Genomic DNA, 13,864 nt, shown 5'->3' with positions numbered 1-13,864 from the left:
TCATTAGAACTTGAGAAAAATGTTTTATTTTCCAGCTGAGTATTTTTTACAGGTTTACTCTCTACCCCTGAGTGCTGAAGTGAGATTGCAAAAAGACTCTTTTTCTGAGTATCCCCAACAAATTCGCGTTGGTAGCGGTCGCACTGCTGTATCCTACACTCGTAAGTCTGGATACTATGCAATACATTACAATCAGCTCAACGCCGTGCCAGCAGGAGCTATTTTACAACTTAATAACGGTGCGATGTCTACGACGGGCTACGCCTACGCAGTTTTTTCAGGCGAACCCAATCAATCAGCAAAGGGTATATTAAGTCCAATTTATACACTAGAAGCAAATGCTTCCTTAGCAGTACCAACTGGACTGGTTTTTATTCGCTTTGCTGAAGGCGTTGATGTGGAGTCGCAGCGCGAGGTTATTAATCAAGCGGGTTATGAAATAGCACAAAGCCTTTCTTATGCGCCTCATGCCGCTTGGTTGCGTGCCAAATCAGGTAATATTGTTGATGCGATCGCTGGAATTTCGCAGTTAGAAGCGATCGCGAATGTTGAGAATGTCGAACCTCAAATGCTTATGGAAAGAGGTTGGAGATAAATTATAAATTACAAACTATACATCTGGTAAGGGTTTTGAAAATTATTAAAATATCTAATTTGCCCAAATAATTAAAAGCAGCCACGACACTAGTCATGACTGCTGGTAATTATTGATAAATTAACTGGTTGTCTCCGCTTTATATATTTATTAAAAGCTACTGTCACAACCAATTTAAGACTGACAAATGATTAAGCTTTAGCAAAGTTTTCAGCAGCAAAGTCCCAGTTAGCCACTTTGTCTAGGAAATTCTTGATGAACGCTGGACGGGCATTTCTGTAGTCAATGTAGTAGGCGTGTTCCCAAACATCCAAGGTTAGGAGTGCTTTTTGTCCATGAGCTAGTGGATTTTCTGCATTTGGTGTTTTAATAACTTTCAGCGTACCACCATCATCAATTAACCAAGACCATCCGCTACCAAACTGAGTTGCAGCAGCGTTAGAGAACTCTTCTTTGAATTTGTCAAAGCTACCGAAATCTTTGTCAATCTTGGCTGCAAGTTCACCAGTAGGTGTGCCGCCACCGCCTGGTTTTAAGGAATTCCAGAAGAAGGTGTGGTTCCAAACTTGGGCGCTGTTGTTGAAGATTCCCGCTTTAGAGGAGTCTTTGAAGGAAATTTGGATTACCTCTTCCAAAGACTTATTGGCAAGTTCTGTACCTTCAACCAGCTTGTTCAGGTTGTCTACATAAGCTTTGTGATGCTTGCCATGATGATACTCTAAGGTTTCGCCTGATATACCAAAAGGCTCTAAAGCATTCAATTCGTAGGGTAGGGCGGGTAGTGTAAATGTCATTTTATGAAATCCTCTCTTTACCGGTTTCCAGTTGAAAGCTATTGCAGAAGCTTAGGAAATTAGCAGCTTTTGTTTTTGACAGTTTTATGCTTTTCATGATGAAACATAAAACTTAACATCGTTATTCTACTACCAAAGTGAAGATGAAAACAAAGTACTTTTGTGATAAGTTAAATCGCTAGTAATCGCTGACTATAAATAAAAATGGCTAATATTTCACAAGTTCCAGAGACTAATAAGTAATTAGCGTTTAGTAATTAAGGCTTTCGTACTTCCATCTTGAGTACGATTATTGCGATGTGAAAAGTCAGTCTGAAGCCAGATGATTTAATGCTTAATTAATCTAATATTTTTAGTACAAGGCTCAAAGCTTGATTTTCAATCAAGATAGCCAATAGTCAAATTAGCTATTTTGTTTTTAAGAGTTGTTCCAAAAAATAAATAATCTAAAACCCGTCATTGCGAGTGAAGCGAAGCAATCGCAATGACTGGGATTGCTTCGCTTCACTTGCAATGACAATTGGGCATTTTTTTACTTGGAGTACTCTAAGAGGTTGTTTGAAAAGTTTTTCACTGTGAGTTTAGGCACGTTTAGATCCCCCCTAACCCCCCTTAAAAAGGGGGGAACCGGAATCAAAGTCCCCCTTAAAAAGGGGGATTTAGGGGGATCTAGAATGTTTTGTTACCGACAAAAGGACTTTTCAAACATTCTCTAAATACAGTTTTGAGGATGGTAAGTGAATAATCATTCACCCACCACCCTTTGAAATTAAACAACTAACAGCAAACAGCCGTGATTACCACCCAGATAAACGTTGCTGGTAATAGTTAACGATTTGTGCTGTGACTTCAGACACGTCCAAACCATCGGTTTGAACTTCGATCGCATCTGCTGCTTTTTGCAAAGGAGAAACTTTGCGATTGCTATCTTTCCAGTCACGTTCGGCGATGTCGTGTTCTAGCTGCTCTAAACTCACTTCGGGTTGACCTTGTTTGTTAAAGTCTTGCTGGCGACGACGGGCGCGTTCGCTGACTGAAGCGGTTAAGAAGATTTTCACTTCGGCATCGGGGAACACGTGAGTACCGATATCCCGACCTTCAGCCACTAAACCACCTCTTTTACCCCAGTTTTGCTGTTGTTTAACCAGTGCTTGACGGACAGCGCTTTGTGCTGCGATCGCCGATACAAGAGAAGTTACTTCAATAGTGCGAATTGCCTGGGTAACATCAAGACCATCAATCCAAACCCGCACAGACGCTTGTAAGTCTTGGGTGGGAGTAAGTTCAATTTTGCACTGATTAGTTAATTCTGCGATCGCACATTCATCATCAATAGCAATCCCTTGTTGTAGTACTAACCAAGTGACAGCACGGTACATCGCTCCTGTATCTAAATACACTAAACTTAGGTTTGCTGCCACTTGCCGCGCCACTGTCGATTTTCCAGCACCGGCTGGGCCATCAATGGCGATAATAGGTTGACGATCGCGCAATATCGTATTGTCAATCAAACGTGTAGCACCAAGACGAGCTGCGATCGCCAACATTCCTTCCTCCTCAACTTTTTCTAAAGACATCAACGTAGTCGGTTCAACCAATTCAATATATTCCACTAAAACCGTGCTGACCATTGCCACTTCTTGCTGTACCACTGCTATTAACTTGTTGCTATTGCGATCGCCTGCAATGAATGCAGCTTCAGCCCGTCGCAAGCCACGATATAATACCGCTGCTTGCTCTTTTGCCGTTCCAGTCAAATATTGATTACGAGAACTGAAAGCAAGACCCGAAGCTTCCCGCACTGTTGGACAAGCAACAATTTCTACTGGCAAATTTAAGTCAGCTACTAAGCGTTTAATAATTGCTAGTTGCTGACCATCTTTTTGACCAAAGTAGGCACGATTAGGCTGCACCAAATTGAAAAGTTTGGTAACAATCGTAGCTACACCCTGAAAGTGACCTTGGCGAGAACGACCACACAAGCCTGTTATCATAGCAGATGGGGGGATAACTTGTGTAACTTTTGATTCTTGTATACTCTTCTGCGGAACTGCCATTTCTTCAGGAGTCGGTGCAAAAATGGCATCTACCCCAGCTTGTTCGCAAAGTTGTTGGTCTTGCTCTAAAGTGCGGGGGTAGCGTTGATAATCCTCATTGGGAGCAAATTGCAGCGGATTAACGAAAATACTTACAATCACCGTAGAATTTTCTTGTCTCGCCCGTTGGATCAAACTTAAATGACCTTGATGCAAATTCCCCATCGTTGGCACCAGACCAACTGCCGTCTGATACCAGCCAGTAATGTCATCTAGTTTCAGATCCTCAGTAACCGCTATCTGTTTGTTTTCTAAGCAGCGTTTAATTAAATAGCAGCGTAAAGCTGCCACTGTTGTCAGCAGGCGCACAAAAATACCCCTAGTTCTTATCGATCCCTCCCCCGCTAGTTTATATCTGAAATCGAGGGAAGAGTTAAGCTTTTCATCTCATGTCTGGCTGAGGGGAGTGGGGGCAATACGGTTTGGTTAAAGCAAGAGATGTTGGACTGCTCTGATTATTACTGATTCACCTATCAAAACTTTTGGGACAGACTACTAGAGTTTTGTCTCCGGCGTCGGTGTGGGTGTCGGAGTGGCAGTTTCCGTTGGCGTTGCTGTGGGAGTTTCTGTAGGCGTTGGTGTCGGAGTTTCTGTAGGTGTTGCTGTGGGCGATGGGGTAGAAGTTGGCGTTGGCGTGGGAGTTTCTGCTGTGATGGTGAGTTGATAATCTACTGGTTTTGATGCTGTGGAAACCACAACAAACTCGTAAAATCCGTTTTCTGGTAATTTAGTTGACAAACTACGCTTGGTAGAATCTTCTAGAAATTGAATTTTACCAGAGGGTGAATAGACTGATAATAAAACTTGAGAATTTCCTTGTAGTTTCAATTCTAGAGATTGGTCTTTGGCAAGTCCAGCAATAAATACCTTACCACCACCAGCTTGAAGAGTACCGTTAACCGTTTTGCCGATCGCACCTGCATCAAAGACAAGTTTCTGGAAAGTGCTACCGGCAAGGATAGCGCTAAGTTGATCGCTAACAAAACCATACCAAACTTGTCCAATGGGTTGACCTTGGAAATTTTTACCCCGCTGTTCAGGAAATACACTGAAAAAAGCAGCATCTCCCAAATCATATAAGGAACGACTACCAACGTTGATTTGATTGACTTCCACTTTCCAGCGATCGCGTTCAGCAGTTGTGTAACTTCCCAGTTGTCGGCGGGCATTGGAACTCAGTGGTGCAAGTTTTTCTAGTAATTCTGAGGCGGTTGTATCCCATTCTGCGCGCAAACTCTCATCTTCGGAACCATTACTGAGAGTGCGTCCCCGTAAACTGGGGTTTCTATCCCAAAAAACTTGATTCACCAAGTTTACATAGAAGTTAGAGCCAATACCCAATTGTTGACGGCGATCGCTTAATTTTTCTTTACGCTGCCGTTCTGCTGGTGAATATTGCGCTAAAGGATCGGTTGGTTGTTCACTGGTTGGAATTGGGCTAGCTGTGGGATTAGGTTTGACTTCCCCGATATCGCGGCGGCCAGTCAATCCCCACCAAATTAATCCAATACTACTAGCTGCTAGCACCGTTATTAGAAAGGTTTTTGTTGGTGTCCACCACGAGGAAGAGGGGGGAGATGAGGGAGATGGAGGATATGAGGGAGTTTGGGGAGGTGGGGAGATGGCGACGGTGGCGGATGTGGGTTGTGGTGGAGTGGGGTATTGAGTCGGGGGATAGTTTGCTGGGGGGGGTGAGTTGATAGCTTGGAGTACTTGACGGGCTGATTGATAGCGATCGCTTGGTCTGGCAGATAGCATTTTATCTAATACTTGTCCCAAAATTTGACTCAGGTTAACTTCACGCCGCCACTGCCAACTGAGAGTATAAGTATCAATTAATTCTTGGGGTTGTTTTCCTGTCAGTAAAACCAACATTGATGCTGCCAAGGCATACAAGTCGCTGTGGGGAGATACTAACCCAGTTTGCATCTGTTCTGGGGGAGCAAAACCTATTTTACCTAATAGGGTTGGTGATGGGGAAGATGCGACCATACCGGGTTGGTAATATTCCGAAGCAACGGTTGCTACTACTTGTTTGACACCGCCAAAATCAATTAATACTGGCAGTTTGTCAACAGTGCGAAGCATTAAGTTATCTGGAGAAATATCTCGATGAATAACGCCAATGGAGTGAATATATTCCAACACTGGTAAAAGTTGCTGCAACAATTGGCGTACTTCCGCCTCGGTAAAGCGCAAACCCTGTTGTATTCGGTCATTTAACAACGAGTTGTAAGTTTCCCCTTCGACATAATCTTGCACCAAAAATAGATATTCTTTGCCGCCTAAATTTAGCCGCAACAGTTCCCGAAAGCGGGGAATTTGGGGATGTTGCAATTTATAAAGAACACTCGCCTCTCTCTCAAACAGTTCTTCAGCTTTTTGGACAACATAAGCGGTTTGAACTTGCGGAGAAAATTCTTTTAAGACACAAAGTTCTCGAAAACGGTTGACATCTTCAGCTAAATAAGTGCGTCCAAAGCCACCTTGGCCAATTTGACGCACAATTACATAGCGATCGCCTAAGGTTAATCCCGGTTGGATACTATAACTCATGGACGCACCCGACAATTTTTCACCACACTGGAGACAAAAGCGACTACCTGGGGAATTTTCATGTCCTTTAGAACAATATATTTTAGTCATTAGTTATTAGTAATTGGTCATTAGTCATTAGTCATTAGTTATTTGTGACTCTTCCCCAGTCCCCATTACCCCTTATCCCCAGAGGGGGCCCCACCTTCCCCAATCCCCTTACTTGCCAGATTGTACTTTACTGACTTGATCGGCTGCGATCGCATACCAAACTTGACCAAAAGTCTGTTGATTCAGTTTCCCACGCTGCTGACCAGGAAACAACCGATCAAATTTTTCATTTGTATCTTTGGTTAGCTGATCGATTGTATAATTCCCAAACTGCCCCGATCGCGCTTGTCGTCTCCATGTTTCGTAATCTTGTGCCGTATATTTACCCAGTTTTTGACGAGATGCTGTACTGATATCAGCCTGTTCTATTTTATTTAATAAATCGTCAGCGACACCAGACCATTCATCTCGTAAACCAGCATCTTCCGGTTTAGATGTCAGGCTGCGTCCTTTTAATTCAGGTTTTTTTGTATAAAATAAATCATCTACAAAGCGAATCAAAAATCCTTCAGGAATTTCTAGCTGTTGACGACGACTGATAATTTTTTGGAGATCACTATTTTTTCCTTTGTCGCTAACTGGCTTACTACTTGGAAATTGGGGAATTTGCGGTAATGAAGGTAATGAAATTGATGGGATGGTGATTGAAGTTACAGCCCGAAGGGCTGCATTTCCCGCCGCTAAAGTTAATCCCACTAAAGCCGTTCCCCCTAAACTGATTGCAAAAGGGCGAATCCAAACAGGCCAAGACATCGGTTTAGCGATTGCTTGCGTTTTGCTCTGAAATCTACTCACAATAGCACTGGCGCGTTGTCTTCCCGGAGCAACTACCATCGTCTTAATCTTGCTAGTAATATAATTACCTGGGGATTTAGTCGCAGTTGGGGATGGTAAATCTTTGAGGATTTGCTCGGCTCGTTGATAGCGATCGCTCGGTTTATAAGCTAGCATCTTTTTTAACACTGCTTCCAATTGCGGGCTAACTTGGATTTCTTTGCCCCATCTCCAAATTCCTTGATAGCTATCGTATAATTTTTGTGGTTCTTTACCTGTGAACAACACTAATGCAGTCACAGCTAAAGAATATAAATCGCTACTAAAAAAGGCTTGTCCTTGCCGTAGTTGTTCTTCGGGAGCGTAGCCTTTTTTACCCAGCAGAGTATTATTTCCAACCAACTTGGTGCGCCAAAAACCTTGAGAAGCGGGCAATTGCTTGACACCGCCAAAATCAATCAGCACTGGCAAATTATCAGAACGCCGCCAAATCAAGTTATCAGGAGAGATGTCACGATGAATGACATCTTGTAAGTGGATGTAGGATAAGACTGGTAAAATCTGTTGCAGGAGGGTGATTACTTCCTCTTCACTAAAGGTTTGGCCTTGACTTTCACGCTGTTCTGATAGCTGGTAGTAATTATCCCCATCCACATAATCTTGCACGAGAAAGAAAAAATCTTTAGCGCCTATTTTCACTTGTAGCGAGGCGTGAAAACGGGGAATCTGTGGATGCTGGAGTTTTTTCAGAACATTTGCTTCTCGTTCAAATAACTCTTTAGCTTTTTGTAAATCTTGTTGTTCTTGGACTTGGGGTGCAAATTCCTTCAGCACACAGGTTTGATGCGATTTATTTCTATCCTCCGCCAAATAGGTGCGTCCAAAGCCACCTTGTCCTAGTTGACGGATAATTTGATAGCGATTATCTACAACCTGTCCCACAGCTAGAGGTAATGGTTCACCACAATGGGTACAAAAGCGGTTACTACCATTATTTGTATGTTGTTTACTGCAATAGAGCTGCATGGTGCTGAAGGATAAATTAAGGTTTTATTGAATTACTACAACGCGCCTATCCCCATTTTCGGATATCCTACGAATTACGCCAGCGATCGCGCAGCATCTCGTAGAGAGGAACGAGCTTCATTACGAATTACGTAGCTTGCTTCTCGCCTTTGGCGAGTATTACGAATTACGTTAGCGTAGCGGTAGCGAGTCCGCGAGCGTCATTATTTTAACGGTGTTGATTTTACTTCAGGATAAATAACAAGGGTCATGAACCGGAAATCAAGACAACAGCAAGTAATTAAAGCATTTGAAGATTTTTTGTCTACCCCCCTAGAAACGATACTGCAACGGCATCTCAATACTCAAACTTCGGTAGCTTTGAGTTTATTTCACGATGTAGCGGCTAATGTACCTGCCTACAAGGCGTTTTTAGCAGAAAGAGAAATTAATCCCGCCACTATTCAAACCTTAGAGGAGTTTCAAAAACTCCCAGCGATCGCTAAACAAAATTATATCCTGCGTTATCCCTTAGCTGACTTGTGCCACAACGGACAACTAGAAGCGTGCGACATGATAGCTGCTTCATCAGGTTCTAGTGGTAAACCGACATTTTGGCCTCGTTTTTTCACAGATGAACTCCAAATCGCCACACGCTTTGAACAGATTTTTCACGATAGTTTTTACTCAGATGCTAGACGTACCCTAGCAGTGATTTGTTTCACTTTGGGCACTTGGGTAGGTGGGATGTTCACTACTAATTGCTGTCGTTATCTTGCTAGCAAAGGTTATCTCATCACTGTAATTACTCCTGGTAACAATAAAGAAGAAATATTGCGAGTTGTCCAAGAACTTGGTTCAGAATTTGAACAAGTGGTGTTATTGGGATACCCGCCATTTTTAAAAGATGTCATTGATACTGGTATCGCTCGTGGTGTGGAGTGGCAGCAATATCAGATTAAATTAGTGATGGCAGGAGAAGTATTTAGTGAAGAATGGCGGAGTTTAGTTGGCGCGAGAATTGGTTCACAAAATCCTTGCTATGATTTTGCATCACTTTACGGCACTGCGGATGCCGGAGTTTTGGGTAATGAAACACCTTTAAGTATTTGTATTCGCCGTTTTTTAGCAGAAAATCCCGATGCTGCTAGAGCCTTATTTGGGGAATCGCGTTTACCCACACTAGTACAATACGATCCTTGCAGTCGCTTTTTTGAAGTTCAGGATGGCGGATTGTTGTTTTCGGGAGATAACGGTATTCCCTTAGTGCGTTATGACATTTTAGATACTGGCGGAATAATTAGTTATGATGCCATGCTGCAATTTTTAGCAGAATGGGGATTTAACCCGCTGGAAAATCTCCGTTCTGACACTCAAGAATCACCAAGAGGTATTCATCAGCTACCTTTCGTTTATGTATTTGGCCGTTCCAACTTTACAGTTTCCTACTTTGGTGCAAATATCTATCCCGAAAATGTGACGGTGGGATTAGAACAACCAGGAATCCAAGAATGGGTAACGGGTAAATTTGTCTTGCAGGTGAAGGAAGATGCAGACAAGAATCGATTTTTATCAGTGGTTGTGGAGTTAGGAGCAGGGGTAGAGGGTAGTGAAGATCGAAGAGTTGCGATCGCATCTTCTATTCTTTCACAACTGTTACGTCTAAATAGTGAGTTTGCTAATTATATTCCGGTAGAATATCAAACACCACAGGTTGCATTAGCTGCAATGGGTGATGCTGAATATTTTCCGATTGGGGTGAAACATCGTTATACCCGTCAATAGGGAATGAGACAATAAATAGTTTTCAGTTATAGTAGGGAACTTGGTTAAAAGTGAAGTATAAAAGCTAGTTGCTTCCATTATCTCCAGCGATCGCGGCATAATAAAAACTAAACCTTGAAATTTTGAAGTAGGCAATGAATACTACCGATAATTCTCCGATAGATGATGGGTCATCAGCAGATTTGATTTCTGTCGCAGAGTTACAGCAACAGCTTCATGACTTACTCCAGCAACTATCTCCAGAACGATTACAGGTGCTAACTGATTTTGCTGCTTATTTGGCAAATGCTGAAAGCGAAGCTGCAACCCAAGAACTTTTGGCAATTCCTGGATTGTTAGAGCGAGTTAAGCAAAATCAAGCAACGCCTAAAGCCCAATACACCGCCTGGAGAACTCTTCGCTCTGATGTATGAAGTTTTCTTCATCCCGATGTCCAAGAAGTTTATGTCAATGCTGACAAGGCTTTTGCTAAGAAAATTTCCCGATGTTTGCAGCAGTTAGAACAAACTCCGCGATCGCACCCCAACATTAAAGCCCTGAAGGATCGCTCATCGCAGTGAGGTATATGAACCATAAAGGCGATCGCTTAATCAATTTATCGCAGCAAAAAACGATCGCATTCCCATTCTGTTTACAATATCTGCTTTACTAGGGGCGATCGCATTTCCTGGATTGCGGAAATATCAGACGCGATAGATTTACGAGATGCGATGAATCGCGTCTTGACAAGGGATTGCTGCTTCCACATTTCGCTTATGTTTTAGCTGGAGTAAGTATTTTTCTTTCCTACTCCCCATCTTTCACTTTCTCTTGTTGATGCCAAGCTTGATAAAAAGCGGGGTAGGGCATACTTTGGGCGCACTTCCAGATAACTTCGTAGCAAATATCAAATTGCTCAAAATCATTTTTGTAAGTTTCAGGTGATAAGTAATCCTTCAACACAGTGATAACACTCGGCATTTGTTCCTCTAACATAATTCTCCCTAAGCTATATGCTGCTAGCCTTCGGGTATCATCATCCAGTTGTGGTTTGCCAATTAACTCCACCAAAGCATCAATTGCTTTTTGGTTGCTAGGGTCAATTTTTACTAAGCTATATGCTGCTAGCCTTCGGATATCATCATCCAGTTCTGGTTTGCCGATTAACTCTACCAAAGCAGCGATCGCTTTTTGATTGCCAGAGCCAATTTGCCCTAAGCTTTTTGCCACTTGCCATCGGGTAGAATTATTCAGTTGTGGTTTGCCGATTAACTCCACTAAAGCATCAATTGCTTTTTGGTTGCAAGGGTCAATTTTCCCTAAGCTTTCTGCCGTTAGCCATCGGATATCATCATCCAGTTGTGGATTGCCGATTAACTCCACCAAAGCAGCAATCGCTTTTTGATTGCCAGGATCAATTTGCCCTAAGCTTTCTGCCGCTTGCCATCGGATATCATCATCCAATTGTGGTTTGCCAATTAAGTCCACCAAAGCAGCAATCGCTTTTTGATTGCCAAAACCAATTTGCCCTAAGCTAGATACTGCTAGCCTTCGGGTATCATCATCCAGTTGTGGATTGTCGATTAACTTCACCAAAGCATCAATCGCTTTTTGATTGCCAGAGCCAATTTGCCCTAAGCTTTTTACCGCTTCCCATTGGATATCATCATCCAGTTGTAGATTGCTGATTAAGTCCACCAAAGCATCAATCGCTTTTTGGTTGCCAGGGTCAATTTGTCCTAAGCTTTCTGCCGCTTGCCATCGGGTATCATCATCCAGTTGTGGTTTGCTGATTAAGTCCACCAAAGCATCAATCGCTTTTTGATTGCCAGGATCAATTTGCCCTAAAATAGATGCCACTTGCCTTTGGATATCATGATACAGTTGTGGATTCCTGATTAACTCCACCAAGGCATCAATTGCCTTTTGATTGCCAGAGCCAATTTTCTTTAAGCTTTCTGCCGCTTGCCATCGGGTACCATTATCCAGTCGTGGTTTGCCAATTAACTCCACTAAAGCATCAATCGCTTTTTGGTTGCCAGGGTCAATTTGTCCTAAGCTATATGCTGCTTGCCTTCGCGTAAAATTATTCAGTTGTGGTTCTTGTCTTCGCGTAAAATTATTCAGCTGTGATTTGTCGATTAACTCAATTAAGGCATCAATCGCTTTTATGCGATTTGTCTGAGGTAGTACTGTCTGTGCTTCCTCAATAATTGGGTAGAGAAATTTTACCCAATCGTTTTGTTCAACCTTAAACTCACCAAAACCCCATTTAACAATTTCCGTCACAATAGCATCTGCGTTGCAAGAATTTTTCCACTCCTCAACCGCAGCAGCAGCAAGAAAATAAGCGCGAAACTCGTAAAATCCCCTTGTGACTCTATCAATAGCTCTGTATTCTCCGCAGCCATCATCAAATTCCACCAACGCCTGAATAAACTCTTCCTTCTCCTTCCTCTCCACATCCTCACGTCCCAACCACAGCAAAATCACCTCTTTCCACTGCGGGGCAAAAATGCGATAAACGCCTAGCACGGGGTTGTCAGGAACATGATTAAGAAACTCGTCCCAATTCTTAACCGCCAACGCTGCAAAATATTCCTCAAATGTGGGATGGTAGAAAGCGTAAACTTTCTCTTTTGTTGCTGATTCCGCAGCCAGTCCAACTTCATTTAGCCATCCTAACTTTAACGCTAACCAAAATAGAGAATCCTCCTCTTCTGGATCGCCCAATTCATTACTTACAAACTCATCGCGCAAACGAAAGCGAGAAGTTTCTGCGTTAATTGCCCGCTTTGCCAAACGTCCCAGTGCTGCATTTAGTGTTTGTCGCTGCTTTTGAGTTTTGCAAAAGCTATTTTTTTTCCAAGTGTAAAACTGCTTAACAAACTGCTGATAAAGTCCGGCTTTAGTTTCCGGTAAACCTTGATCGGAACCTTGCCAAATGCTACACAACAGCGCCAACCGCAAAGGATTTTTAACTAAATCTTGGATGCGCTGACGTTCAGCTTTATGCAGTTCTTTCCATAATTTTTTACCTTTGTCTGCATCCCTGTTGTGAAACCAACGCCCAATAAACTCTTGGACTTGTTTCGGATATTCAAAATTGAGTAACCAATACGTCTTGAAATCTAACTTATCTAAAGCGCCGCCGTTTACTTCCCAAACATTCATCCGACAAGTCAGCACAACTCGCGCATATTTGATCCATCCCTCTAACTGCTGGGAAATCTCAGTTAATGGTTGGAGTGAAGACATTTCATCTGCTGCATCCAATAACAACCACACACGATTATTTTTGAATAAATCTGCAAAAGTGTTTTCCTGTTCTTCTTTTACACGCACCACTTCTAAAGCATTCTTCAGCCAATCTTGCAACAGATAATTTTCTACACTCTTTCCTTGCAAGTCTGCCAAAGAAATCCAAATTGGTAAACCCAGATTGTTGTCTAATATCCAAAAAGCTATAGTTTGCAACTGAGTAGTTTTTCCCGCACCCGGTTCTCCAATTAAAGCGATGCGGTGTCCTTGAGTTTTACCAACACCATCACGGATAACTTGCTCTAAAAAATCCTTATGTTTAAGCTTCTTCTGTTTCTCTTCATCACTTGGTTCGTAAAGTCGCGAACCTTGTTCTGCGGAAATATCCTCGCCGTATTTATTCGGTTTTTTACGTTCCACCAATGCTAAAGGGACATGAATTGCGTCTAACTCAAATTTCATCTCATCATCAGCAAACAGCAACTCATTTGTGGTGAGACGCTTGTGCTTTTCGAGCATAGCGCGGCATTTTTCTTGCCAATCAGAGCTATTATCTATTGTTTCTACCTGGGATGTTTCTTTTAAATTCGTCTTTTGGTGTTCCTTCCACTTCTGCTTAACCACCTCCAGATTATCTTTTCTCGTTGCTGTCTGATGTTTTAACGTCAGGGTAAATTTCCAATAACCTTGATTTTTATTAGCTCGTTCGTCTTCTCGCACTCCCAACTTTTTTAACCAGTCAAGTGCAGTTTGAAGCTCGTCTAATTCTCTTTTGTTCTGAGAAACGCTAGATTCTGCTTTCTGCTGGGGAAGTTTTAAACTTTTACCAGCATCTTCAATCTGTTTGAGTAAATATTCCTTCTTTGTTCCAGCCCATCCGTGAGAGGTTAGAATGATTGTACATTTGTCAAGAGGGTGCGGGAAAAGGG

General features: G+C 42.4%; 8 protein-coding genes. 3 read left to right on the top strand and 5 right to left on the bottom strand.

The annotated features are described in order from the left end of the window. Positions 1 to 19 precede the first annotated feature (19 nt). Positions 20 to 595 (top strand): hypothetical protein, encoded by a 576-nt coding sequence (locus tag HWQ39_RS18805; RefSeq protein ID WP_292848213.1) that lies wholly within the window; start codon positions 20 to 22, stop codon positions 593 to 595. Between the two features lie 191 nt (positions 596 to 786). On the opposite strand, the gene HWQ39_RS18800 is transcribed toward HWQ39_RS18805, so the two are convergent. The 4 genes from HWQ39_RS18800 to HWQ39_RS18785 form a co-directional block, all read right to left on the bottom strand. Beyond that, a complete protein-coding gene (locus HWQ39_RS18800; RefSeq protein ID WP_292848210.1) occupies positions 787 to 1,389 on the bottom strand; it encodes a superoxide dismutase in 603 nt (200 codons plus the stop codon). A gap of 797 nt (positions 1,390 to 2,186) precedes the next feature. Continuing rightward, complete coding sequence (locus HWQ39_RS18795) at positions 2,187 to 3,794, bottom strand: bifunctional pantoate--beta-alanine ligase/(d)CMP kinase (RefSeq protein WP_292848207.1); 1,608 nt, start codon at positions 3,792 to 3,794, stop codon at positions 2,187 to 2,189. A 186-nt stretch (positions 3,795 to 3,980) separates the two neighbouring features. Continuing rightward, the gene (locus HWQ39_RS18790; protein ID WP_292848204.1) at positions 3,981 to 6,131 is read right to left on the bottom strand and encodes a serine/threonine-protein kinase; all 2,151 of its coding nucleotides are present in this window, start codon (positions 6,129 to 6,131) and stop codon (positions 3,981 to 3,983) included. Between the two features lie 108 nt (positions 6,132 to 6,239). After that, a complete protein-coding gene (locus tag HWQ39_RS18785; RefSeq protein WP_292848201.1) occupies positions 6,240 to 7,931 on the bottom strand; it encodes a serine/threonine-protein kinase in 1,692 nt (563 codons plus the stop codon). Positions 7,932 to 8,180: 249 nt separating this feature from the next. Between HWQ39_RS18785 and HWQ39_RS18780 the strand changes: the two genes are divergently transcribed. Beyond that, a complete protein-coding gene (locus HWQ39_RS18780) occupies positions 8,181 to 9,695 on the top strand; it encodes a phenylacetate--CoA ligase family protein (RefSeq protein WP_292848198.1) in 1,515 nt (504 codons plus the stop codon). A gap of 134 nt (positions 9,696 to 9,829) precedes the next feature. Then, positions 9,830 to 10,108, top strand: coding sequence for a hypothetical protein (locus tag HWQ39_RS18775; protein WP_292848195.1), 279 nt, complete (start codon positions 9,830 to 9,832; stop codon positions 10,106 to 10,108). A 373-nt stretch (positions 10,109 to 10,481) separates the two neighbouring features. Here HWQ39_RS18775 and HWQ39_RS18770 read toward each other — a convergent pair. Continuing rightward, the coding region (locus HWQ39_RS18770) for a HEAT repeat domain-containing protein (protein ID WP_292848192.1) at positions 10,482 to 13,864 on the bottom strand (3,383 nt) is incomplete at its 5' end.

The sequence above is a fragment of the Nostoc sp. NMS8 genome (assembly GCF_017115045.1).
Lineage (GTDB): Bacteria > Cyanobacteriota > Cyanobacteriia > Cyanobacteriales > Nostocaceae > Nostoc.
This window is presented reverse-complemented; position numbering and strand designations above follow the sequence as displayed.